Source organism: Micromonospora sp. NPDC003197, assembly GCF_053590565.1.
Genome location: NZ_JBSFTE010000017.1, coordinates 81,593 through 104,561, shown reverse-complemented (window position 1 = coordinate 104,561; position 22,969 = coordinate 81,593). Strand labels below are relative to the sequence as shown.

Genomic DNA, 22,969 nt, shown 5'->3' with positions numbered 1-22,969 from the left:
ATGAGCATTGATCAGGCGGCCCGCGCCGTGTTACGGTGCCATGTAACATTTTACTGTGGAGGCCAGATGGAATCCATCCCCTGGCGGGGCGTCCTGGTCGCGAGCACCCTGCCGTTCCGCCCGTCCGACCTCAGCGTCAACCTCGACGCGTACACCGAGCACGTCCGCTGGCTCGCCGACAACGGCTGCCACGGTGTGGTGCCCAACGGCTCCCTCGGGGAATATCAGGTGCTCACCGTCGCCGAACGGACCGCGGTGGTACGCGCGGCGGTCGCCGCCGCACCGGAGGGCTTCTCCGTCATCCCCGGGGTCGCCGCCTACGGTGCGGACGAGGCCCGGCACTGGGCCGACAAGGCGGCCGAGGCCGGCTGTGCAGCCGTCATGCTGCTGCCGCCCACTGCCTACCGGGCCGACGAGACCGCCGTACTGGCCCACTATCGCGAGGTCGCCAAGGTCGGTCTGCCGATCGTGGCCTACAACAACCCGTACGACACCCGGGTCGACCTCACCCCCATCCTGCTGCGCCGGCTCTACGACGAGGGGCTCATCGTCGGGGTCAAGGAATTCAGCGGTGACCCGCGACGCGCCTACGAACTGGCCGAACTGGCTCCCGGGCTCGACCTGCTCGCCGGCGCCGACGATGTCGCGCTCGAACTGCTCCACGCGGGTGCGGTGGGCTGGATCGCCGGCTACCCCAACGCCATCCCCCGCTCGTGCGTCCGGCTCTACCAGGCTGCCCGGGACGGCGACCTGGCCAGCGCCGGTCCGCTCTACCGACAGTTGCATCCCCTGCTGCGTTGGGACTCCCGGCCCGAGTTCGTACAGGCCATCAAGCTCTCCATGGACGTGGCCGGGCGCACCGGTGGCCCCTGCCGGCAACCCCGCCAGCCCCTGGCCCCCGCCGTCGCGGCCGAGGTCCGGGAGGCGACCGAGCAGGCGCTGGCCGTGGAGCGGCAGGACATCATCGACGGCGAGCCAGTCCCGGGCGGAGGACGTTGATGCGTACGCGTCGGATCATCCACGTCGTCGACTCGCACACCGAGGGAATGCCAACCCGGGTGGTGACCGGGGGCATCGGCACCATCCCGGGCAGCACGATGGCGAAGCGCCGCCAGTACTTCGCCACCCATTTTGACCAGCTACGCGGCCTGCTGATGTTCGAACCCCGAGGACATTCCGCGATGTCCGGGGCCATCCTGCAACCGCCCACCCGACCGGACGCGGACTACGGGGTGCTCTTCATCGAGGTCTCGGGTTACCTGCCGATGTGCGGGCACGGCACGATCGGGGTGGCGACCGTGCTGGTCGAGACGGGCATGGTCGAGGTCACCGAACCGGTCACCGTCGTACGGTTGGATACTCCCGCCGGCCTGGTGGTGGCCTCCGTGAAGGTGGAGAACGGCTCGGCCCGGTCGGTGTCCCTGCACAACGTGCCGTCCTTCGCGGTCACCCTCGACACCCAGGTCACCGTGCCCGGGTTCGGCCAGGTCCGATACGACATGGCCTACGGCGGCAACTTCTACGCCATCGTGGAGTTGGCCGAGCTCGGGCTGCGCCTCGACCGGTCCGACAAACAGCGACTGCTCGACGCCGGGCTGGCGATCATGGGCGCGATCAACGAGACCGCCCCACCGGAGCATCCGGAGCAGCCGCACATCTCCGGCTGCCGCCACGTCTACCTCGCCGAGGCCGGCTCCGACGCCCAACTGTCCCGGCACGCCATGGTGATCCATCCGGGCTGGTTCGACCGGTCCCCGTGCGGCACCGGCACCTCCGCCCGAATGGCCCAGCTGCACGCCCGGAACCTGCTCGCCCTGGGCGACGACTTCGTCAACGAGTCGTTCCTCGGCACCCGCTTCATCGGCCGGCTCGTCGACAGCACCACCGTCGGTGGGCGGGCCGCGGTGCTGCCCACCATCACCGGGCGGGCCTGGCTGACCGGCACCGCCCAACACTTCCTCGACCCGGAGGACCCGTTCCCGGCTGGATTCCTGCTGTGACCGCGCTGCTGTCCGGCACGTACCAGCTGAGGATCGCCAGCCGGTCGCCGCAGTGCCCGGACGACCTGGTCGCCGAGGCGGCGGCAGCTTCCCCCGCGACGGTCGAGACACTGGCCCGGCAGGCACGCACGGTCCAGGTGGACTGGTGGCAGCAGGGTGCCGCCGCCCGGTCCGCCGCGCTACGGGCGGTCGCCGACCGGCTCCGCGCTACCGCCGACGAACTGGTCGACCTGGTCGTACGCGAGGTCGGCAAGCCGGTCACCGAGGCGCGCGGCGAACTGGCCCGCAGCGCCGCGATCCTGGACTACTACGCCCAGTCCTGCTTCACCGCCGTGGGCGAGATGTTCCCGCCCTCGCTACCGGCAAACCAATCCGGGCTGCTCTTCACCGAGCGTCGACCGTACGGGGGCGCCGGGCTGATCACACCGTGGAACTTCCCGCTGGCCATTCCACTGTGGAAGGCAGCACCGGCGCTGGCCGCCGGCAACGCCGTACTGCTCAAGCCGTCGCCGGACGCGCTCGCCTGTGGGCAGGCCATCGCACAGCTCTTCGCCGGGTTGGTGCCCGACGGGTTGCTGTCCGTCGTGCCCGGAGGCGCCGAGACCGGGCGGGCCATCGTCGAGGCGAGCGACGTGCTCTCCTTCACCGGCAGCGGCGTCGTGGGCCGACAGGTCGTGGCCACCGCTGCCGGTCGGGGACGGCCGGTGCAGGCCGAAATGGGCGGACAGAACGCGGCCATCGTGCTGCCCGACGCCGACCTACCGGAGACGGCCGCGATGCTGGCCGGGGCAGCCATGGGCTACGCCGGGCAGAAGTGCACGGCGACCCGACGGATCATCGTCGTCGGCGACCCCGAACCCTTCACCGAGGCACTGGTCGCCGCCGTCGCGGCGCTGACGGTCGGCGACCCAGCCGATCCGGAGGTCACCGTCGGCCCGGTCATCAGCGCCGCCCCTCAGACCCGGGTACGCGACGCCGTAGCCATCGCCCGCGCCGCCGGTGCCCGCGTCCTCACCGGGGACCGGACGCTACCCGAGGGGTACTACGTCGCGCCGGTGCTGGTGGACCGGCTCGACCCGGCACACGCCCTCGCTCAGGAGGAGACCTTCGGTCCACTGGCAATGATCCACTCCGCCCCCGACGTCGCCACCGCCGTCGCCTTGGCCAACGGCGTGCCGTACGGGCTGGTCACCTCGGTGCATGGTCGGGACGTCGGAGCACTGCTGCAAGCGGCACGGGGAGTCGACACCGGCCTGATCCGGGTCAACGCCCCCACCACCGGGGTGGACTTCTACGCACCGTTCGGCGGAGAGAAGGCGTCCAGCATCGGACCCCGCGAGCAGGGGTTGGCCGCCCTGGAGTTCTACGCCTCGACCCGGACCATCACCTTCGCCGCGCCGCCCGCAACCGCGCCGCCCGTAACCACGACGGACGTGACCGCGCCGCCCGGACCGGGTGCAGAGACGGAGCCCCAGTGAGTCGTTCCCCCTTCCACACCGGGAGCCACGACCTGCCGGTCAGCGCCACGCTGGCGGCGTTCATGCGGACCGGCTGGGCAGACACCGAGCAGTACGACCTACCGGTCGCCGAAGTCGCCCGATGGGCCGTACACCGCCGTCGCCGGTTGCACGAGGCGTTCACCGGGCAGCGGCTGGTCGTACCGGCGGGGAACTTCCAGCGCCGCTCCAACGACCAGGACTATCGCTTCCGACCGCACTCGGCGTACACCTGGCTCACCGGCGACCAGACCGCCGACGGCGTACTCGTCATCGAGCCGGACGGCGAGGCCACGCTCTACCTGCGGCCCCGCTCCGGACGCGCCGACGGGGAGTTCTTCCGCGACCGCAGGTACGGCGAACTCTGGGCTGGTCGGCGGCCGACCCTCGGCGAGAGCGCACGCCGGCTCGACCTGCCTACCCGGCACGTCGCCGAACTGCCCAACGCCCTCGACGACACCACCCCGACCCGAGTGCTGCGCGGGGTCGATCCGCAGGTCGACGCGTTGCTGTCCCGAGCGGAGGACGACCCCGCCGATGCCGAGTTCGCCGCCGTACTGGCCGAACTGCGGCTGGTCAAGGACGCCTGGGAGATCGCCCAACTGGCGGAGGCGGTCGCCATCACCACGCGGGGCTTCGAGGACATCGTACGGGCGTTGCCAAATGCGATGCACACCTCCGAGCGCTACCTGGAGGGGGTGTTCTGGCAGCGGGCCCGGCTGGAGGGTAACGACGTCGGCTACCACTCGATCGTGGCGGCCGGGCCGCACGCGGCGACCCTGCACTGGATCGACAACGACGGGCCGATCCGTGAGGGCGACCTCCTGCTGCTGGACGCCGGGGTGGAGACCCGCAGCCTCTACACCGCCGACATCACCCGGGTGTTGCCGATCTCGGGACGATTCACCCCACTCCAGCGGGACCTGTACGAGTTGTGCCGGCGGGCCAACGACGCCGCCCTGGCCTGCCTGCGTCCCGGCGCGCAGTACCGGTCGTTCCACCGGGCGGCGATGACCGTACTGGCACACGGCCTGGCCGACCTGGGGGTACTGCCCTGCTCCGCCGAGGAGGCGTTGGCCGAGGAGGCAGGGCTGTACCGGCGGTGGACGTTGTGCGGGTCGGGGCACATGCTCGGCCTCGACGTGCACGACTGCGCGGCGGCCCGGTCCGGCCACTACCTGGACGGGCAGCTCACCGCCGGGCACGTGTTGACCGTGGAGCCGGGGCTCTACTTCCAACCCGACGACACACTCATCCCGCCCGAGCTGCGCGGCATGGGGTTCCGGATCGAGGAGGACATCCTCATCACCGAAGACGGCTACCGGCTGCTCTCCGACGCGCTCCCCCGAACCGCCGACGACGTCGAGGCATGGATGCACCGGGTCGCCTCATGACCGGTCTCCGCGCGGACCTGGTCGTCGTCGGTGCCGGGATGGTCGGGGCCGCCTGCGCCTACTACGCGGCGCAGGCCGGGCTCTCCGTAATCGTCGTCGACCGCGGCGGGATGGCCGGCGGCACCACCGGGGCAGGCGAGGGCAACATCCTGGTCTCCGACAAGCCGCCCGGCCCGGAGCTGACGCTGGCACAGTGGTCCGGTCGGCTGTGGCGGGCGCTCGGCGACGAACTGGGGGCGCACGAGATCGAGTTGGATCCCAAGGGGGGTCTGGTGGTGACCGTCTCGCCGGAGGAACAGGCCGGGTTGGTGTCGTTCGCCGCCCGGCAACGCGACGCCGGGGTCGAGGTGGTCGATCTGGCCGCCAACGACCTTGCCGAATACGAACCGCACCTGGCCCCGGACCTGTGCGGCGGGACGTTCTACCCCCAGGACATGCAGGTACAGCCAATGCTGGCCGCAGCCCGACTGCTGCAGGCCGCCGGTGCCCACGTGCTGACCCGGACCACAGTGACCGGCATCCGCCGCGACGCTGCGGGACGGGTACGAGCCGTGGTCACCGACCGGGGGGACGTCCACACCCCGGCGGTGGTTAACGCCGCCGGGGTGTGGGCCGGTCAGTTCGCCGAGTTGGCCGGGGTCCGGTTGCCGATCCTGCCCCGGCGCGGGTTCGTACTCGTCACTCAGGTGCTGCCGCCCCTGGTCCGGCACAAGGTCTACGCGGCCGGCTACGTCGCCAACGTCGGCCGGGACAGCGCCGATCTGGAGACCTCCCCGGTGGTGGAGGGCACTCCGGCCGGCACGATCCTGATCGGCTCCAGTCGCGAGCGGGTCGGCTTCGACGCCACCATCTCGCTGCCGGTCCTACGGCGACTCGCGGCCGGGGCGGTTCGCCTGTTTCCCGTACTCGCCTCGGTCTCGGCGATCCGCGCCTACCGGGGATTCCGGCCGTACAGCCCCGATCATCTGCCGGTCATCGGCGCGGACCAGCGGGTGCCCGGGCTCTACCACGCCACCGGGCACGAGGGGGCCGGTATCGGCCTCGCCCCGGCCACCGGGCACGCCATCGCCGACCTGCTCACCGGACGGGCCCCCGAAATCGACCTACAACCCTTCGCCCCGGAGCGCTTCGATGTCCACTCCTGACGGTCGACACTTCAGCTTCGACGGCCGCCCGATCGCCACCGACGGCCAGCGGTCCATCGCCGCCGCCCTGCTCGACGCGGGTATCCGCTCCTGGCGTACCACCCGGGTCAGGGGCCGACCCCGGGGTGTCTTCTGCGGTATCGGGGTCTGCTTCGACTGCCTGGTTCAGGTCAACGGGATGCCGGACCAGCGGGCCTGCCTGGTCACCGCGCGACCAGGCGACGTCGTGTCGACCAGCGAGGACCGTGTGGAGACCGGAAACATCGTGGAAACCGAGGACGGCGGGACGCGCGCGTGACGACGTACGACGTGATCGTGGTCGGGGCGGGTCCGGCCGGTCTGGCGGCGGCGGTCAGCTCGGCGCAGGCTGGCTGCCGGGTGGCGCTGCTGGACGCCGCTCCTCGCCCCGGTGGGCAGTACTGGCGGCACCGGTCCGACGCCGACGGCCGGGAGCACCACGACTGGTCGACCTTCCGGCGGTTACGCGCCGGGCTGGACGGCGTAGACCACCATGCCGAGGCGGTGGTCTGGTTCGTCGAGCCCGGTTTCACCGTGCACACCCGCACCGGACCGGTACGCGGCCGGCGTCTCATCATCGCCACCGGCGCGTACGACCGGGTGGTGCCGTTCCCCGGCTGGGACCTGCCCGGGGTGGTCACCGCCGGCGGCGCGCAGGCCCTGCTCAAGGGGCAGGGCGTACGGTTCGGCGAGCGGGTCGTGGTGGCCGGCACCGGCCCGTTCCTGCTGCCCGTCGCGACCGGCCTCGCCACCGCCGGCACCACCGTCCTCGGTGTCCACGAGGCCAACCAGCCCACCCGCTACCTGCGGCAACTGCCAGCGCTGACGGGAGCACTCGGCAAACTCACCGAGGCGGGCGAGTACGCCGCGACGCTGCTACGACACCGGGTGCCCTTCCGGCCCGGCTCAGCGGTGATAGCCGCGCACGGCACCGGCCGGCTGACCGCCGTCACGGTCGCCTCGATCAAGGACGGGCAGGTGGTGCCCGGCAGCGAGCGCAAGGTGGCGTGTGACGGGCTGGCGGTCGGCTACGGTTTCACCCCGCAGCTGGAGCTACCCCTGGCGCTCGGCTGCGCTACCCAACTGGATCCCGACGGCAGTCTGGTGGTGACGGTCGACGCGGCGCAGCAGACCTCGATGCCGGGCGTGTACGCGGCCGGTGAGGTCACCGGGGTGGGCGGGTCGGCGCTCGCGCTGGTCGAGGGCCAGTTGGCCGGGGCCGCTGCCGCGACCGCCCTGGGCCGTGATCTGCCCTGGCCCGCCGGACGGCAGGCCCGCCTGCTGCTGCGGCGGCGCACCCTGCGCCGGTTCGCCGCAGCCCTGCACGCGGCACACCCCGTACCGGCCGGATGGCCGGGCTGGTGCGACGACGGCACGCTGATGTGCCGGTGCGAGGAGGTGTCGATCGGCCGGGTACGGCAGGCGGTGCGGGACGGTTCCGTCGTCGACGGTCGGGGCGCGAAGCTGATGACCCGCACCGGGATGGGTTGGTGCCAGGGCCGAATGTGCGGCTACGCCACGGCCTGCCTCACCGCCCGGGAAGCCGGACGGCCGCTCGCCGCAGCGGACCTACTCGCCTACGGCACTCGTCCCATCGCCCAGCCGGTCAGCCTCGGTGAGCTGGCCGGCGAATGCAAGTTCGACGGCAGCGTGGCCCGGCTCGACGACTGAGCCCGACCCCGCCCCTGTTCGGACGAGATCCGGTTGCCCCGGCGTGAACAAGCTCGAACGGATCCGAACAGCGAAGACCTTGTCCGGTAGCCGCTCCGGTTCGACGCTGGAACGACGACAGGAGTTGGCCGGCGGGAACGAAGACGGGGGGTGGGAACGCCATGGGTGGTGTTTCCCGGACGGAGTGGGGCGTGACGTCGACGTACGTGGCACCCACGACCAGAGTCGAGCAACGCCTGGCGGAACTGTGGAGCGCCAAGCTCGGGGTGGCTCCGGTGGGCGTCCAGGACGACTTCTTCGAGTTGGGCGGGGACTCCCTGCTCGCCGCCGACCTGCTGATGGACATCTACCGCGATCTCGGCATCGAGGTCGACGCCGCGGTGCTCTTCCTCTCCCCCACCATCGCCGACTTGGTCGAGGCGATGCCGGTGGACGCCCCTCCTGGAGCACAGGTGGCCGACCTCCCGGGGGCACGGGTGCGATGAGGCTCGACCGTCCCTCGAGCAGCCCTGACGTCGATCTCGGCCGGGTGGACCTGGCCGATGCCCGGCTGTACGGCGAGGGCGAGCCGCATGCCGTCTGGGAGGTGCTGCGGGAACGGCAGCCGGTTCGCTGGCAACCGGTGGCCGGCAAACCGGGATTCTGGGCGGTGACCAGCTACTCTGCTGCGGAGCGGGTCCTCACCGACCACCGTGCCTTTACCTCCACCCGCGGCGTGATGCTCAACATGCTGGGCCGCGAGGAGCCGGCCAGCGACAAGCAGTTCGCCGCCACCGATCCGCCCCGGCACGGTCTGATCCGCCGGCCACTACAGCGTGAGATAACCGCCCGGGCCGTACAGCGGCACGCGGAGGCGTTGCGGACCCACATCGTCGCCGCCCTCGAACCGGCCCGCGACGGGAGTCCCTTCGACCTCGCGCAGGTCACTGCCACGCTGCCGTTGGCGATGTTGGGCCCCCTGATGGGCATCCCCGCCGAGGACTAGCCGCGCCTGGCCCGGCTGGTGGCGATGTCGGTCGCCGAGGACGACCCGGACTACCAGTTGCCGGAGGGGACGGAGGCGACCCTCCAGCGGGCCCATCGGGAACTCTTCGGTTACCTGCTCAACCTGGTCCTGCGGCACCGTCGGCACCCGCGCGGCGACCTGGTCGACGTCCTGGCCGACATAACCGTGCAGGGCGAACCGTTGACCGCTGGCGCGGTGGTGGCCAACTGCTACAGCCTGCTGCTCGGGGGCAGCGCCTCGATGCCGCACGTGCCCACCGCCACGCTGCTCAACCTGATTCGCTCCGGCGGATACGCGGACTGGGCGGAGCGGCCCGAACTGCTCACCTCCGGGGTGGAGGAGGCGTTGCGCTGGACGTCGCCGGCCCAGCACTTCCTGCGCTGCGCCACCCGGGACACCCGATTGGGGGAGGTACGGATCGCCGAGGGTGATGCCGTCGTCGTCTGGGTCGGCTCCGCCAACCGGGATGCGGAGGTCTTCCCGGACCCGCACACCTTCGACATCCGTCGTACGCCGAACCGGCACCTCAGCTTCGGCGACGGCCCCCACTACTGCCTCGGTGCCGGGATCGCCCGCCTCGCGCTGCGTACCTTCTTCGCGGAGTTCTTCGCCCGGTTCTCCTCGGTCGAGCTGGCCGGGGAGGTCGAGCACGTCCGGTCGGCCTGGCTCGCCGGGATCAAACACCTGCCGGTGGTCGCGGTCCCCCGTCCTAACCAGTGACCACACACGTGGCCGGGGTTGGTCAGGCCGCCACGCCGCCACCGTACAAATCGCCCGAGACCCACGCCAGGACGTGGGAACCGAAATGGGCCATGCCGCCCGGGTGGCCGTGAGGTCGACGGCTGCATCAACCGTCCGGTCTCGCCGGTCCGCAGCGAAACACCCTCGCCACATGTGGTCGAAGCACTACCAGCCGACCTCGCCGGGGCCGACCCGCATTCGGCCCAACGCCTGCCGGTCCAGTTTGCCGTTCGGTTGGGTGGGCAGCTCATCCACTACGACATACCTGGTCGGTACGGCCACCGCCGGCAGCCGCGCCAACAGGAAGGCCCGTAACGCGCGGCTGTCCATGGTCTCCCCAGCCGGAACAACGAAAGCCACCAGACCCGCAGGTCCCCGGGTGACGGCACCCGCCACGACCCCCTCGTACCCCGTCACCGCCTGGTCGATCTCGGCCAGCTCGATCCGTACCCCACCGAGTTTGAGCTGTTCGTCGGCGCGTCCGTGGAACCGCAGCAGACCGTCGGCACCAACGCGGACCAGGTCCCCGGTGCGGTGGTGCCGGGCACCGGAGGCCACCCCCGGGCCGCCGATCCACAGTTCACCGATGGCCCCCTGCGGAACCCGCACGCCGGACGGGGCCCGGACCGACACCGAGGTGCCGGGGATCGGTTCGCCGATCGGTACGGTGACCGCGTGCGCGTCGACCGGAGTGCACCGGTGGACGGTGCTCCACACCGTGCATTCGGTGGGGCCGTACTCGTTGTGGAGCGCGACCTTCGGCAGGTTGGCGAAGTGCCGGGCGACCAGGGCCGGCGGGCAGGGCTCACCGGCCACGACGACCGTGGTCAGGTCGGTGAAGCTGGTCAGGTCCATCGACCGCAGCAGCACCGCGTACAACGACGGCACCATCAGCAGGTGTGAGGCGCGGTGTCGCGCGGCGGCCCGCTGGACCGCGAGCAGGTTGGCCGGCCGGTCACTCGGGATGATCAATCGGCCGCCGCTGGCCAGCGTCCAGAAGATGCCCGCCACCGAGCTGTCGAACGAGATGGACGAGCACAGCAGGAAACCGTCGACCGGGTCGCGGTAGTAGGCCAACCGGGCCGCCGTGGAGTAGGCCAGGGCGGACGAAGGCACGGTCACCGCCTTGGCCCGGCCGGTCGTACCGCTGGTGAAGTAGGTGTAGGCGGTGGGCCCCCGGCGCTCGCTCCGCATCGGCTGGTGCTGTTCGGCGAGCACCGCGATGTCCAGGCTGTGCCACGGTCCGGGCATCGGTTCGACGCCCGGCGTGACGAGCACGATCCTCGCCCCGCTCCCGTCGAGCGTGTGTCGTTTCCGTTCGACAGGAAAGGCGACGTCCACCGGTACGTAGCGGGCCCCGGCCCGGAGCACGGCAAGCATCGCGACGACCGCCCAGCCGGAGAGGGGGGCGTACACGCCCACCGGATCGTCGTCGGTCACGCCGTGCCGCCGCAGTCCGGCGGCGACCCGGCTGGTCACCTCGTCGAGCTGCCCGTACGTCAGCGTTCCGGCCTGGTCGACGAGGGCGGTGGCCGCTGGCCGCTGGCGTAGGTGCGGCGTGACGAGGTCGAGGACGTTGCCCGGGTACGCCAGTCCGGTGTCGTCCCGGATCGCCCCGGTCACCGCCACACCATCCGATCGACCAGTTCCCCGTAGCCGTGCAGGAGCCGCTCGACGGTTTCCGTGCCGAACAGGTCCGCCCGGAACCGGACCGTGCCGGTGTAGCTGCCGTCCGGTTCCTGCTCCAGCCAGACCACCATCGCGTTGACCGGAATCACCGGACCCCCCAGTGGCAGACCGGCCGGCAGACGGATCGGACGGTAGGACAGCGGGCTCGACGGCCCGATCGTGGGCAACTGGATGATCTCGAACTGGGCACAGACCGGGCCGCCCGGAGCGAAGAGTCGGACGGCTTCGGGCACCCGGGCCAGCAGGTCCACCAGGGGCAGCTCCCGTGGGTAGGCGGTGGCGAAGGCAGCCCGCACCCGGGCCAGCGTCTCGGTCGGGTCCGGGTCGCCGGCCAGGTCCGCCCGGACCGGGAGCGCGTTCATGAACAGTCCGACGGTGTCCCAGTCGGACCGGGCCCGGCCGTAGGTCAGGACCGGGACCATGAGGTCACCCCCGCCGCTGATTCCGTGCAGCGCACTCATGAAGCCGGCGAGCAACAGCACGAACGGCGTGGTGCGGTGCGAACGGGCAGTGGACCGCAGCTCCGGTTCGGTCGCGTTGAGCGGGAACCGGAACTCCTCCGTACGCGGCACTCCGCCCGGTATCGGCGCGGGCGGCACCAACTCCGGCAGGTCGGCCAGAATCTCCCGCCAGTAGTCGGTCAGCTGCGCGGCTGGCGGCCGGCCGGTGCGCCACACCGCCGGGTCGGCGTCACTGCCCGCCGGCCACGGTGCCGGCTCGCCCGCCAACCGGGCGGCATAGGCCCGCATCAGGTCGGCGATGAGGATCCGCATCGACCACGGGTCGGCGGCGGTGTGGTGAGCGACCAGCACCAGGGTCGCCTCGGTGACCTCGTGTCGGGCGAGGAACGCCCAGAGCAACGGCGTGGCCGTGGCCGGGTAGTCGGTCGCGGCGAGTGTCTCGACCAGCCGGTCGGGCGTCACCTCGACCAGTGGGACCGGGCCCGGGGAGAACGTCTGGTGGCGGGCCATCCGGTCGTCCCCGACCAGGTTGGTACGCAGCGCCGCGTGCCGTGCCACGAGACTGTCCAGTGCGTCCCGCAGGGCCGCCGCCTCGATCGGTCCGCTGATCCGATAGGCCCCGAGGGCGACGAACCGGGGCCCGAACACCATTCCGGGGGTAACTTCCTCCACCCACCACAGCAGCCGCTGGGCGGACGACATCGGTACGGTCATCTGGTCACGCATCAACGACTCCTCGACTCGTGCGGTTGGCGGCCCGGCCGGTCTGGTTCCTCGTCGCCCGGTTCCACAGCAGTGGCCGGTTCCACAGCAGTGGCCGGTTCCACAGCAGTGGCCGGTTTCGCAGTGGTGACCGGCTCGGCTGCGGCGAAGACCCACGGGCTGGCCAGTGCGAACACCGCCCAGCCGGTGATGAACGCGCCCGCCACGACGGTGATGGCGAGACGTACACCCAGCAGGTCGCCCAGCACGCCGCCGACGAGCGCCCCCACCGGCAGCGCGCCGAGCGCGATCGTGCTGAAGGCTGCCGTCACCCGGCCGAGCGCCGCCGGATCCGTACGCTCCTGCCGTTGGCTGATGTTGTAGACGTTGAAGATCGTCAGACCGAGCCCGTACAGGTTGAACGACAGCACGACGAGTCCGATGACCAACGGTCGGGGGCCGGTCACCAACGGGACCAGGACGGGACTGAACGAGGCCAGTCCGATGGTGGTCACGAGTGTGCGGGCGATCCCCCAGCGCAGCTCGAACCGACGGGCCACGACCGATCCCAGCACCGCGCCGACGCTGCCGAGGGCGACGCAGAGGCCGACCTGGCCGGTGTCCAGCCCGAGCGATCGCACCGCGTAGACCATGAAGAGGGTGAGCAGCGCCTGCTCACAGAGGTTGAACCAGCCGCCTTCGAGCAGCAGCGCCCGTAGCACCCGGTCCCGCCAGAGCAGTCGCACACCGTACGTCAGACCGCGCAGGGCGGAGGTCCCACCGTTGGCGGACCGCTCCGGCCGGGTCTCCCGTCGTCGGATGGCCAGGATCGCGACGATGGCCACCGCGTACGTGGCGATGTCGATGAGGAAGGCGACCGTCGGGGTCAGCACCTTGAGCAGCCAGCCGCCCAGCCCGGACCCGGCGAGCTGGGAGACGGAGTAGGAGGACTGCATCTTGGCGTTGCCCTCGACGAGGTGCCGACGCTCGACCACCACGGGCAGATAGGAGTGCCAGGCCACGTCGAAGGTCGCGGTGAAGCTACCCAGCACGAAGGCGACCAGGCACCAGCTCCAGATCTGGAGTTGGCCCGTCTCCAGCAGCAGAATGGCGACGCCGAGCGTGGCGATCCTGGCCAGGTTCGCCGTGACGAGCATCGGCCGCCGGCCGACCCGGTCCACCCAGTGGCCGGCGACGAACGTCATCAGGAGTGTGGGAGCGAACTGGGCCGCCGAGACCATCCCCAACTCGGTCGGCGAAGCGTGCAGGTAGGTCACCGCGACCAGGGGAAACACCAGATGGGTCGCGTACGTGCCGATCAACGACACGGATTCGCCGAACCACAGTTTGAGGAAGTCGGGATGCCGCCACAGCTCGCCACGTCGACTGGGCCCCCGGGGCTCGCCGCGTCGGCGGGCCGCCCGGGGCGGGGTCGCGGCTCGGGTCATCGCTCGGCCGACCCGGCCCGCTCGGACAGGGTGTGAACCATCCGGTAAATCAGCTCGGTGGCGACCGTCGCCTGCGCCGCCGGGACCCGGACCACGAGGTGCAGGGCGTCGGCCTGGACCACCCGCAGGTAGCGTCGCGGCCCGACCGAGGAGAACGGCGGCTCCCAGGTGATCCGATCACCGTCCGGCGGGTTCGGCCGCTCCGGGTCGCTGACTTCGGGGTTGCGCGCGACGAAGTTGAACGACCAGGTGCTGTCGTACTGGCCGGGGCGGTAGCCAGCCTGGTCGAGCAGGGCGAAGGCCCGGTCCACGTCGTAGACGCCGTGGGCGTAGGCGACGCGGGTACGGGCGGCCACCTGCCGTACCCGGCCGGGTAGGTCCGGCTCGGGCACAGCCTCGGCCAGGAACGGAACCCACTGGTTCATCGACGTGACGACGTCCCGCCGGTAGGGATCGAACCGGTTCGCCGACATCAGCCGGACCGTCATCCGGTCACCGCCGGACATCTCCAGCAGCCCGGCGCAGTACGCGGCCAGGGCCACCGTGGCGACGGTGGTCCGCAGCTGCGTGGCCACCTGTGCGGCCGCCCGCAGCAGCGACTGGGACACCAGCGTGGCCTGGGTCAGCGGCGGCTCACCGACTTCCGGCGGTGATGCCTCGGGCAGCAGCTTCGTCCAGTAGTCGATCGCCGCCGCGCCCTGTCGTCGACCGGCCGGAGACTGTTCCCGGGCGAGAACGTCCCGGGGACCGGTGATCGTATCGGCGAGCCTGCCCGCCAGGGCGGCGAAGAAGTCCCGCCGGAGGGTCGTCACCCCCAGACCGTCGGCGACGATGTGGTGGTTCACCACCACCAGATGGGTCGGGGTGCCACCGGAGGTGACGACGGTGGCCCGCCAGGGCGGCTCCCGTCCGAGGTCGAACGGCGTCCGGGCGCACCGCTGGACGAGCGCGGCGAGTTCGTCCTCGCCGGTGGCTCGCTCGACCTGGAGGACGGGTTCCGTCGCCGGGTGCGCGGACTGCGTCGGACGTCGCCGGTCGTCGAGGTCGTACGTCGTCCGCAGCGACTCGTGCCGGCGTACCAGTGCGGTGACTGCCGCCCGGACCTGGGCCATGCCGAGGCCGGCGGGCAGCACCCATCGGTCCACGAGGTTGGGCTCGTGCCACCGGTCCGTCGGGATGGACTCGATGTCCCGCACGATGGCGAGCTGACCGAACGTCAACGGTGCCGATGTGTTCACGAAGCCTCCGGGGCAGGAACGTGCACAGAAACGGAGTACGGAACCGGCGCGCCGACGGTATCGACGTCCGCCACCCCCGTAAGCGGATACGCCAGTTTCGTAAGCCGGTGCCCCGCGCAGAAAGGGGTGAGAACGGATCCGAACAGATCCGAACGCCCTCCGGCACTGTTGCGCACTCCACCCCGGTGCCGGCACCGATACCGTCTGGGCAGCGCCGGATCGAGGAGACCGACTGTGGCCGAGCGTGCCGCCACGTACGCGGAGGTGTTCGCCGTACGCGAGTACCGCTACCTGCTCGCGGCGTACGTGCTGTCCCTGGTGGGGGACCAACTGACGGCCGTCACGGTGGCCTACCTCGTCTACACGACCACCGGTTCGGCCGCACTGGCCGCGGCGGCCTTCGCCAGTTCCTACCTGGCTTGGCTGGTCGGTGGGCCGCTGCTGTCCGGATTCGCCGACCGGCTCCCCCGTCGGCGGGTGCTCATCGGGTGCGACCTCGCCCGCGCGGCGCTCATCCCCCTGGCCGCCCTGCCCGGCCTGCCCGCTCCGGCCCTGGTGGCGCTGCTCTTCGCGGTCAACCTGCTCCGCCCGCCCTTCGTGGCGGCTCGTGCCGCGTTGCTGCCCGACGTGCTCGTCGGCGACCGGTACCCGGTGGCCAACGGACTCGACAACACCATCGCGCAGGTCGTCCAGGTGGTGGGTTTCGGCATCGGCGGCAGCGTGGTGGCGTTGCTCTCCATGACCGGCGCGCTGCTCGTCGACGCGGGCACGTTCCTGGCCTCCGCGCTGCTCATCCTGATCGGGGTACGCTCCCGCCCGGCCTCCGACCGAGTGGGCCGGACGGTCCGGGGCGGTGTCACCAGCGGGCTACGCGTCGTCTTCACCGATCGTCGCCTCCGCGCCTACGTCGTGGTGCTCTGGGTGGCCAGCGCCTTCACCTATGCCGCCGAGGGGCTGATGTCCCCCCTGGCCGTCCAGTACGGTGGCGGTCCCGGCCTCGTCGGGCTGCTGCTGGCGGCGGCACCACTGGGGATGGCGGTCGGTGGCGTGGCCATCACCCGGCTGTGTCCGCCGGACGCCCGACCCCGGCTGGTCCTTCCGCTGGCCGTGCTCTCCGGCGCGGTCCTGGTGGCGGTCTGGTTCGCTCCTCCACTGTGGGCGGTGCTGTGGCTGCTGGTGCTGGCCGGTGCCAGCAGTTCGTTCGCCATACCGCTGAACGCGCTGTTCGGGCGGGCGGTGCCGGCCGAGCATCGGGCTCGCGCCTTCGGTATCGCCATCACCGGACTGAGCGGATTCCAGGGCCTGGCCATGCTGCTGGCCGGCCTGGCTGCCGAGCGGTGGAGCGCGACCACCGTGATCGGGGCCGCCGGGCTGCTGGGCTCGGTGGCGGTGCTCGCCGCGACGCCACTGTGGCCCCGGCGGTCTCCCCCGACTCCGGTGTTCGACCCGTCCCTCGAACAACCTCGTACGACCTCGCACAGTCGAGAGCCTTCCGGGACCGACTCCTCTCGGGTCAGGCTTGGCTGACGGGTCGACACGGGGGCGACCCTCGACAGAAGGGAGCAGCTCATGCGTGGCGTATGCGCGAGGCGTGGCGTCAGCTGGACCTGATAGCCACCAGGCGAGGCGCGCTGGAGTGATGTGCGGCTGATGCCGCACGACGCGCTCCAGCGCGTCCCTCGGCACCCTACTTTCGGTCGGATCGGGTCCGACCTCGATTCTCTGCATCCATCGTGGGCTATGTTGGTCGCAGTGAGAAGTGAGGGTATCCGAGAAGAAGCGCCATGACTGGGCCCGAGCCACACCTGGACCCGACCGCCACGTCAAGCGCCGGACAGTACGTCGCCCTGTTACGGCAGGTCCGGGACCGGTCCGGGCTCACCTTCCGGGCCATCGCGCGACGTGCCGAGGCCAACGGCGACGTCTTACCGGCGAGCACCCTGGCCACCATGTTCGGTCGGGTCACCCTGCCCCGTCGGGAACTCGTCGTCGCTCTGCTCCGCGCCTGCGAGGTTCCCGACGATCAGATAGCCCGTTGGTTGACGTCGTGGCACCGGTTGGCGGCGGCCCGAGGCCAGCGTCCCGCCGTACTCCACCTGGTGCCAAGTCCCACCGAGCGGCACGAGCCGGCCTGGTCGGCTGCCGCCCCAGAAACACCCCGACCGGCACCTGTCGTCGCGGGTGCGCCGGTTCCGTTCCAGCTTCCGCCACCGCCAGCGATGCTCGTCGGACGCGAGGCCGAGACGGCCCGACTCTACGAAGTGACGACCAACGCGGGCGCGGTGTGCCTCGTCCAGGGGGCGGGTGGCATCGGCAAGTCGGCCCTCACGCTGCACTTCGCGCACCGGGTCGCCGACCGGTATCCCGGTGGCTGCCTCTACGCCGATCTGCACGGTGCCAGCGCGGGCATCGCACCGATCGAATCCATAGAGGTCCTGGCCCGCTTCCTGCGGGCCCTGGGCACGCCCAGCATCCCATTGTCGGTGGAGGAAGCCAGTACCCTGTTCCGGACCATGACGGCGTCGACCGGCGGCGTCCTGGTGGTCCTGGACAACGCGGCGTCGGCGGAGCAGGTGCGTCCCCTGCTGCCGAGCGGCCCGGACTGCACCTCGATCGTCACGAGCCGGTGGAGTCTGGCCGACCTGGACACAACCGTCCGGATTCCGCTGGAACCGCTGTCGGACCAGGCAGCGCTCAGTCTGCTCGGCGGGCTCGGGGTCGCGGAGCGGATCGCCGCCGAGCCGGCGGCGGCAGCGATGATCGTACGCAGGTGCGAGGGCCTGCCGTTGGCGATCCGGATCGTGGGCGCACGGGCCGCCGCCCGCCCCGATGCCACGCTCCGTGGGCTCGCCGAGCGCATCAGCGACGAGCGCCGGCGACTCGACCTGCTGGAGGTCGGCAACCTCTCGGTACGCGCCAGCCTGCACCTCGGCTATCAGGCGTTCAGCGAGTCGCCGCACGAGGAACAGCGGGCGGCGATCCGCCTGTTCCGGCTCGCCGGCCTGCCCGACTGGACCGATGCCGCCCCACCGGCCTGTGCAGCCCTGGCGGACGTGCCGGTTCCGGTGGCGGAACGACTGCTCGAACAACTGGTCGACGCGCACCTACTGGAGCCGGTCGGCGACACCCGCTACCGGTTCCACGACATGGTCCGGCTCTTCGCCCGAGAATGTGCCTACTCGGTGGAGCCGCCAACCGACCGGGATGCGGCACTGCACCGCCTCACCGCCCACCTGTTCGCCACCACCGCCGCCGCGACCCAACTGCTCTATCCCCATGACCACTTCCGGATCCACGACCTCGCCCACCCCGCCGACCACCACCACCACCTGAGCACCACTGCCCAGGCGTGGAGCTGGTTCGAACACGAGCACACCAACCTGCTGGGGATCGCCCGACAGCGCCTGCTGGCCGGTCAGGACCTGGCCGAGGTGCGTGACCTCGGCCAGGTCATCGTCAAGTTCCTCGACTACGCCGGTTATGTGACGGAGCAGTTGCAGTTCGGGGAGCTGGGGGTCGAGGCGGCGCAACGCCTCGGCGACCAGTCGGCGACCGCGCTGGCACTGAACGGCATGGCGGTGGGGATGCTGCGGGAGGGCCGGTTGAGCAAGGGCGTCTCCCTGCTGGAACGTAGCCTGGCCATCCACCGCGACCTGGGTGATCGGGCCGGAGAGGCCGCCTGCCTGAACAATCTGGGCAACGCCCTGCGGGACAGTGGTGACCTCGACGGGGCGCTCACCCACCTCCAGGCGAGCCTCGCCCTCCGGCGGGAGTTGGGCGACCGGTACAAGGAAGGCTCGGTACTGGACAACCTCGGCCTGGTGTTGCAGCGGCGCGGCGAGTACGCCCAGGCGGTGGCCCATCACCAGGCCAGTCTGGCGATCACACGGCAGTGTGGCGACCGGCTACGGGAGGCGTTGAGCCTGGTCAACTTCGCCGAGACGCTGCACGTCTCCGGCGACAACGCGGAGGCGATCCGGCAGGCACACCAGGCGCTGGCGATCTGTCAGGAGTTCGATCACCGGCGGGGCATCGGCCTGGCGGAGCAGGTACTGGGCGACGCCCATGCCGCACTGGGCCGGATGGCCGAGGCCCGCCGGCACTGGACCGAGGCCCTGGGCCTGCTCGACGGCCTCGACCGGCAGGCCCAGGCGAAGCTACGGGCCGCGCTGGACGGTGACCAGGACACCGGGGCAGCGCACTGACCCCCTCACGGGGTGAGAACCACCTTCACGCAGCCATCCTGCTTCTTCTGGAACATCTCGTACGCCCGGGGTGCCTCGGCCAGCGGCAGCCGGTGGGTACGCAGGTCCGCCAGCCCGAGCGGATCGGTGTCGTCGGCCAGCACCGGCAGGATCTCGTCCGTCCAGCGGTGTACGTGGCACTGGCCCATCCGCAGTTGGATGCCCCGGTCGAACATCTCCATCAGCGGCATCGGGTCGACCTCACCGCCGTAGACACCGGAGATGGAGACCGTCCCGCCCCGGCGAACCGACTTGATCGCGGCGTGCAGTACGGCGAGCCGGTCCACGGCGAACCGGTCCGTCATCGGCTGGGACACCTTGTCGGGCAGCAGGCCGGCAGCGGCCTGGGCGAGCTTCGCCACCCGGGATCCGTGCGCCTCCATGCCGACCGCGTCGATGACGGCATCCGGCCCCCGACCGTCCACCATGTTGATCAACGTCCCCGGTACGTCGTCCAGGTCGGTCACGTCGACCACCTCGACGCCGTGCCGACGGGCCATCTCCAGCCGCTCGGGCACCAGGTCCAGCCCGATGACCCGGTCGGCACCGAGGTACCGCCCGACTCGGGCGCAGAGTTGCCCGACCGGTCCGAGGCCGAAGACGGCGAGCGTGCCACCGGGCGGGGTGTCGGCGTACCGCACCGCCTGCCAGGCGGTGGGCAGAATGTCGGAGAGGTAGAGGTAGTGCTCGTCCGGGCCGCTCTCGGGGACCTTGATCGGGCCGAATTGGGCCTGCGGCACGCGGAGGTATTCGGCCTGGCCACCGGGGATCGAGCCATAGAGGTAGGTGTAGCCGAACAGGGCCGCGCCCTTGCCCTCGGCGCGGACCTGGGTGGTCTCGCACTGGGCGTAGAGCTGGCGGTCGCACATCCAGCACGATCCGCAGGCGATGTTGAACGGCACCACCACCCGATCGCCGGGGCGTAGTCCGGTGACGGCCGACCCCACTTCTTCGACGATGCCCATCGGTTCGTGGCCGAGCACGTCCCCCGGTTTCATGAACGCCCCAAGCACCTCGTACAGGTGCAGGTCGGAGCCGCAGATGGCGGTGGAGGTGATCCGGACGATCGCATCGGTCGGTGCCTCGATCCGTGGGTCGGGCACGTCGGTCACCCGGACGTCGCGCTTGCCCTGCCAGGTCACTGCCTTCATCTGATTCCTCCACGGCGTTCGCGGCGAACGGTTCCTCCCGGTAACAGTCCTCCCGGTAACAGAGCCTCTTACCCCTACAACCGGGGATGAATCGCCAGGCACTTCGGAAACGACGGCCGGCTGGCCGCTGCCGGGACGCCGACCTACGCTGGCAGGATGCCGAAGGCCATCTGGAACGACCTGGTTATCGCCGACAGCGACGACACCGTGGTGGTGGAGGGTAATCACTATTTCCCGCGCTCGGCGCTGCGCACCGACGTACTGCGTGACTCCCCCACCCACACGGTGTGTCCGTGGAAGGGCACCGCGTCCTACTACTCGCTGGAACATGACGGGCGGACCAGTCCGGACGCCGTCTGGTACTACCCGGATCCGAAGCCGGAGGCCGCACAGATCCGGGACCGGGTGGCCTTCTGGAAGGACGTCCAGGTCACCGATTGACCGAAGCGGCCGTTTCCTCGGCGTGTGGCCGGGACGGGACGTTAGACCACGCCCGTCAGATAGTCCCTACGGCGCTGCGGTTCGTATTTCTCGATCGCGTACCGCAGCATGACCCGTGGCATGACCCGATAGTGGCGAGCCAGGAACTCCTCCGCCGCTGCCTGGTCCCGGTTGCCCACCTCGCGCAGCATCCAGCCCACCGCTTTGTGAACGAGGTCGTGCGGATCGTGCAGTAGCCGTTCGCTAAGCCGGAAGGTCCACTGGAAATCTCCGGCTTTGATGAAGGCGAAGGTCGCCATGATGGCGATCCGCCGATCCCACACCAGGCTCGACGCGGCCAACCGGTCCAGTACGCTCCGATCCTTGTCGATCAACCACGGGCCGACGATGTACGGCGCGGACGAGTCCACCAGGTCCCAGTTGTTGATGCGGTCGGTGTTGGCCAGGAGGATGCCGAAGACTCGACCCCGTTCCTCATCGTCGCCTTTGGCGAACTTCCGCACCAGGATGAAGAGCGATGTCAGCCGCTCCTCGTGCGCGCTGCTGGTCAGCAGCTTCGTGGTTTCGGCCAGCGAAAGGTCACGCCAGTATCGGCCGGCCACCCGGCGCTGTTCGGGTACGGAGACGCCGATGGCCCGGTCGCCCTCGCCGTACCCGCCGGGGACTATCTGCAGAAACCGACTCACGTCCTGCGCCCGGCCCGGGTCGGCGAGGTTGGCGAGTTCGTGGCGGACATCCGCAGCCGTGGTCATGACCAGGCAACCTACCGCAACCACCGACGCCCACCGCTACCTCGACGGCACGCGCCGGAATCGGCCGGGTGGGGGCATGCTGACCGATTCGCACCCCCAAATCAAGATCTTGACATCATCGATGTCCACGATGGAGTGTCGTGAGGTCGATCAGCGAAGGAGACGGGGATGAACAGAGCTGAGGATGCGAGCAACCAGAGTGAGCTCGGCGGTTCGCGGCGGACACTGATGCGGGGCGGGGCGTTCGCCGTGGCCGGCCTGGTAGGTGCCTCCGGGGCATCGATGGTGGCCGCACCGGCCGCCGCCGCTGTCGTCGGCCCATGGGAGTACGTCGCGCCCGGTTCGTCGATCCAGGCGGCGATCAACGCCGGGGCCAAGGCCATCCAACTCGGTGCCGGCACCTACCCGCTCACCGCCCCCATCGTGCCGACGCCGGGCTGCACCATCCGTGGCGTCGGCCAGCACACGCGGCTGCAGGCCAGCACCACCATGACCTCGATGATCGCCATCGGCAACGGTGGCCCGGTCGACGCGGTCTACATCGGTGACCTGGTGCTGGACTGCGGGTACGGCAAGGCCAACGTCGGCATCGACCTCAACATCGTCGGCACCAGCGGTTTCTACATGTGGGAACCCGACTCGGTGTGCCGACTGGACAACCTCTGGATCTACGAGCCCATCACCACCGGCATCCACTACCGCGGTACGGACACCCAGGCCTGCGTGACCAGCCGGGTGCGGGTCCGTGACGCCGGCCGGTACGGGTTCCTGATCGAGGCCCCGGACAACTGGTGGACCGCGTGCGAGGCGACCACGACCACCCCCACCCCGGTTGGTGCCGCCTTCCGGGTGGCGGGAGCCAACAACTTCTTCCAGGGCTGCAAGGCCTGGTACTCGCGGGGCTACGGCTTCCACGTCACGGGTGTCCGGAACAAGTTCGTCGGCTGCGAGGCGCAGGACGTCCGCCTGCATGGCTGGTACATCGAAGAGGACATGAACGTCTTCATCGGTTGCACCTGTGACACCGCCGGAATGTGGGACACGGGTGGTACTGCCAACTCCGCCGACGGCTTCTACGTGACGTACGGGGACAAGACGTCACTGGTCGGCTGTCAGGCGTTCGACCGCCAACCCGAGTACGAGAGCGGCAGCAAACCGCCCATCCAGCTACGACACGGATTCAACGTGCCGGCCAGCATGGTCAGCGGCGGTCGACTGGTGGCCCCCACGGGCTGGAGCTTCACCGGCGCACTGGTCAACCAGCGCTGAGGTCCAGTCAACCAGCGCTGGAGGGTCCCACCCCTGGCATACGTCCGCTCGGGGCGGGAAGGGACCGACGTCGGCTTCGCCATGTCGCCGTACCGCCCGCCCG

20 protein-coding genes are annotated in these 22,969 nt (G+C 70.6%); 14 read left to right on the top strand and 6 right to left on the bottom strand.

Going from position 1 to position 22,969, the window contains the following annotated elements; translation table 11 throughout:
• The first annotated feature begins 66 nt into the window (after window positions 1–66).
• From ACWDV4_RS19910 to ACWDV4_RS19865, 10 genes are all read left to right on the top strand, one after another.
• The gene (locus ACWDV4_RS19910; protein WP_449980925.1) at window positions 67–999 is read left to right on the top strand and encodes a dihydrodipicolinate synthase family protein; all 933 of its coding nucleotides are present in this window, start codon (window positions 67–69) and stop codon (window positions 997–999) included.
• Window positions 999–2,000 (top strand): proline racemase family protein, encoded by a 1,002-nt coding sequence (locus ACWDV4_RS19905; protein ID WP_449980923.1) that lies wholly within the window; start codon window positions 999–1,001, stop codon window positions 1,998–2,000. The genes ACWDV4_RS19910 and ACWDV4_RS19905 overlap by 1 nt, the downstream gene beginning before the upstream one ends.
• Window positions 1,997–3,478: an aldehyde dehydrogenase family protein gene (locus ACWDV4_RS19900; protein ID WP_449980922.1), complete on the top strand. Its 1,482-nt coding sequence runs from the start codon at window positions 1,997–1,999 to the stop codon at window positions 3,476–3,478. Before ACWDV4_RS19905 ends, ACWDV4_RS19900 begins: the two co-directional genes overlap by 4 nt.
• A gap of 62 nt (window positions 3,479–3,540) precedes the next feature.
• Window positions 3,541–4,890 carry an aminopeptidase P family protein gene (locus ACWDV4_RS19895; protein WP_449981008.1) on the top strand — a complete coding sequence of 450 codons (1,350 nt, stop codon included), beginning with the start codon at window positions 3,541–3,543 and terminating at the stop codon, window positions 4,888–4,890.
• Window positions 4,887–6,035, top strand: a complete 1,149-nt coding sequence (locus ACWDV4_RS19890) for an NAD(P)/FAD-dependent oxidoreductase (RefSeq protein WP_449980920.1) — start codon at window positions 4,887–4,889, stop codon at window positions 6,033–6,035. The genes ACWDV4_RS19895 and ACWDV4_RS19890 overlap by 4 nt, the downstream gene beginning before the upstream one ends.
• Window positions 6,022–6,333 (top strand): (2Fe-2S)-binding protein, encoded by a 312-nt coding sequence (locus ACWDV4_RS19885; RefSeq protein WP_449980918.1) that lies wholly within the window; start codon window positions 6,022–6,024, stop codon window positions 6,331–6,333. The genes ACWDV4_RS19890 and ACWDV4_RS19885 overlap by 14 nt, the downstream gene beginning before the upstream one ends.
• Entirely contained in the window at window positions 6,330–7,724 is a 1,395-nt protein-coding gene (locus ACWDV4_RS19880) for an FAD-dependent oxidoreductase (protein ID WP_449980916.1), read from the top strand. The genes ACWDV4_RS19885 and ACWDV4_RS19880 overlap by 4 nt, the downstream gene beginning before the upstream one ends.
• 191 nt (window positions 7,725–7,915) lie before the next feature.
• A complete protein-coding gene (locus tag ACWDV4_RS19875) occupies window positions 7,916–8,209 on the top strand; it encodes a phosphopantetheine-binding protein (RefSeq protein WP_449980915.1) in 294 nt (97 codons plus the stop codon).
• Entirely contained in the window at window positions 8,206–8,709 is a 504-nt protein-coding gene (locus ACWDV4_RS19870) for a hypothetical protein (RefSeq protein ID WP_449980913.1), read from the top strand. The genes ACWDV4_RS19875 and ACWDV4_RS19870 overlap by 4 nt, the downstream gene beginning before the upstream one ends.
• A 24-nt stretch (window positions 8,710–8,733) precedes the next feature.
• Complete coding sequence (locus tag ACWDV4_RS19865) at window positions 8,734–9,450, top strand: cytochrome P450 (RefSeq protein WP_449980911.1); 717 nt, start codon at window positions 8,734–8,736, stop codon at window positions 9,448–9,450.
• A gap of 186 nt (window positions 9,451–9,636) precedes the next feature.
• Here the strand turns inward: ACWDV4_RS19865 and ACWDV4_RS19860 are convergent, their stop codons facing one another.
• From ACWDV4_RS19860 to ACWDV4_RS19845, 4 genes are read right to left on the bottom strand one after another with little or no spacing between them, the layout of a single operon-like run.
• Window positions 9,637–11,094 (bottom strand): amino acid adenylation domain-containing protein, encoded by a 1,458-nt coding sequence (locus ACWDV4_RS19860; RefSeq protein ID WP_449980909.1) that lies wholly within the window; start codon window positions 11,092–11,094, stop codon window positions 9,637–9,639.
• Complete coding sequence (locus ACWDV4_RS19855; RefSeq protein WP_449980907.1) at window positions 11,091–12,347, bottom strand: condensation domain-containing protein; 1,257 nt, start codon at window positions 12,345–12,347, stop codon at window positions 11,091–11,093. The genes ACWDV4_RS19860 and ACWDV4_RS19855 overlap by 4 nt, the downstream gene beginning before the upstream one ends.
• Window positions 12,347–13,771 carry an MFS transporter gene (locus tag ACWDV4_RS19850; protein WP_449980905.1) on the bottom strand — a complete coding sequence of 475 codons (1,425 nt, stop codon included), beginning with the start codon at window positions 13,769–13,771 and terminating at the stop codon, window positions 12,347–12,349. Before ACWDV4_RS19850 ends, ACWDV4_RS19855 begins: the two co-directional genes overlap by 1 nt.
• Window positions 13,768–15,009 (bottom strand): condensation domain-containing protein, encoded by a 1,242-nt coding sequence (locus ACWDV4_RS19845; protein WP_449980903.1) that lies wholly within the window; start codon window positions 15,007–15,009, stop codon window positions 13,768–13,770. The genes ACWDV4_RS19850 and ACWDV4_RS19845 overlap by 4 nt, the downstream gene beginning before the upstream one ends.
• A gap of 234 nt (window positions 15,010–15,243) precedes the next feature.
• Between ACWDV4_RS19845 and ACWDV4_RS19840 the strand changes: the two genes are divergently transcribed.
• Together ACWDV4_RS19840 and ACWDV4_RS19835 are read left to right on the top strand one after the other, a co-directional pair.
• Window positions 15,244–16,536 carry an MFS transporter gene (locus ACWDV4_RS19840; RefSeq protein WP_449980901.1) on the top strand — a complete coding sequence of 431 codons (1,293 nt, stop codon included), beginning with the start codon at window positions 15,244–15,246 and terminating at the stop codon, window positions 16,534–16,536.
• A gap of 257 nt (window positions 16,537–16,793) precedes the next feature.
• On the top strand, window positions 16,794–19,214 hold the full coding sequence (locus tag ACWDV4_RS19835) for a tetratricopeptide repeat protein (RefSeq protein WP_449980899.1): 2,421 nt from the start codon (window positions 16,794–16,796) through the stop codon (window positions 19,212–19,214).
• A gap of 5 nt (window positions 19,215–19,219) precedes the next feature.
• On the opposite strand, the gene ACWDV4_RS19830 is transcribed toward ACWDV4_RS19835, so the two are convergent.
• Window positions 19,220–20,404, bottom strand: a complete 1,185-nt coding sequence (locus tag ACWDV4_RS19830) for a zinc-dependent alcohol dehydrogenase (protein ID WP_449980898.1) — start codon at window positions 20,402–20,404, stop codon at window positions 19,220–19,222.
• 156 nt (window positions 20,405–20,560) lie between these two features.
• Between ACWDV4_RS19830 and ACWDV4_RS19825 the strand changes: the two genes are divergently transcribed.
• Window positions 20,561–20,845 (top strand): DUF427 domain-containing protein, encoded by a 285-nt coding sequence (locus ACWDV4_RS19825; RefSeq protein WP_449980896.1) that lies wholly within the window; start codon window positions 20,561–20,563, stop codon window positions 20,843–20,845.
• A 41-nt stretch (window positions 20,846–20,886) separates the two neighbouring features.
• On the opposite strand, the gene ACWDV4_RS19820 is transcribed toward ACWDV4_RS19825, so the two are convergent.
• Window positions 20,887–21,597 (bottom strand): DNA alkylation repair protein, encoded by a 711-nt coding sequence (locus tag ACWDV4_RS19820; RefSeq protein WP_449980894.1) that lies wholly within the window; start codon window positions 21,595–21,597, stop codon window positions 20,887–20,889.
• A gap of 168 nt (window positions 21,598–21,765) precedes the next feature.
• Between ACWDV4_RS19820 and ACWDV4_RS19815 the strand changes: the two genes are divergently transcribed.
• Window positions 21,766–22,866 carry a right-handed parallel beta-helix repeat-containing protein gene (locus ACWDV4_RS19815; protein ID WP_449980892.1) on the top strand — a complete coding sequence of 367 codons (1,101 nt, stop codon included), beginning with the start codon at window positions 21,766–21,768 and terminating at the stop codon, window positions 22,864–22,866.
• The last annotated feature ends 103 nt before the right edge of the window (window positions 22,867–22,969 follow it).

Coding starts and splice junctions, on each gene's coding strand:
- ACWDV4_RS19815 (WP_449980892.1), top strand. CDS start 21,766: ATGAACAGAGCTGAGGATGCGAGCAACCAGAGTGAGCTCGGCGGTTCG.
- ACWDV4_RS19870 (WP_449980913.1), top strand. CDS start 8,206: ATGAGGCTCGACCGTCCCTCGAGCAGCCCTGACGTCGATCTCGGCCGG.
- ACWDV4_RS19850 (WP_449980905.1), bottom strand. CDS start 13,771: ATGACCCGAGCCGCGACCCCGCCCCGGGCGGCCCGCCGACGCGGCGAG.
- ACWDV4_RS19905 (WP_449980923.1), top strand. CDS start 999: ATGCGTACGCGTCGGATCATCCACGTCGTCGACTCGCACACCGAGGGA.
- ACWDV4_RS19910 (WP_449980925.1), top strand. CDS start 67: ATGGAATCCATCCCCTGGCGGGGCGTCCTGGTCGCGAGCACCCTGCCG.
- ACWDV4_RS19820 (WP_449980894.1), bottom strand. CDS start 21,597: ATGACCACGGCTGCGGATGTCCGCCACGAACTCGCCAACCTCGCCGAC.
- ACWDV4_RS19885 (WP_449980918.1), top strand. CDS start 6,022: ATGTCCACTCCTGACGGTCGACACTTCAGCTTCGACGGCCGCCCGATC.
- ACWDV4_RS19825 (WP_449980896.1), top strand. CDS start 20,561: ATGCCGAAGGCCATCTGGAACGACCTGGTTATCGCCGACAGCGACGAC.
- ACWDV4_RS19835 (WP_449980899.1), top strand. CDS start 16,794: ATGACTGGGCCCGAGCCACACCTGGACCCGACCGCCACGTCAAGCGCC.
- ACWDV4_RS19890 (WP_449980920.1), top strand. CDS start 4,887: ATGACCGGTCTCCGCGCGGACCTGGTCGTCGTCGGTGCCGGGATGGTC.
- ACWDV4_RS19865 (WP_449980911.1), top strand. CDS start 8,734: ATGTCGGTCGCCGAGGACGACCCGGACTACCAGTTGCCGGAGGGGACG.
- ACWDV4_RS19830 (WP_449980898.1), bottom strand. CDS start 20,404: ATGAAGGCAGTGACCTGGCAGGGCAAGCGCGACGTCCGGGTGACCGAC.
- ACWDV4_RS19855 (WP_449980907.1), bottom strand. CDS start 12,347: ATGCGTGACCAGATGACCGTACCGATGTCGTCCGCCCAGCGGCTGCTG.
- ACWDV4_RS19895 (WP_449981008.1), top strand. CDS start 3,541: ATGCGGACCGGCTGGGCAGACACCGAGCAGTACGACCTACCGGTCGCC.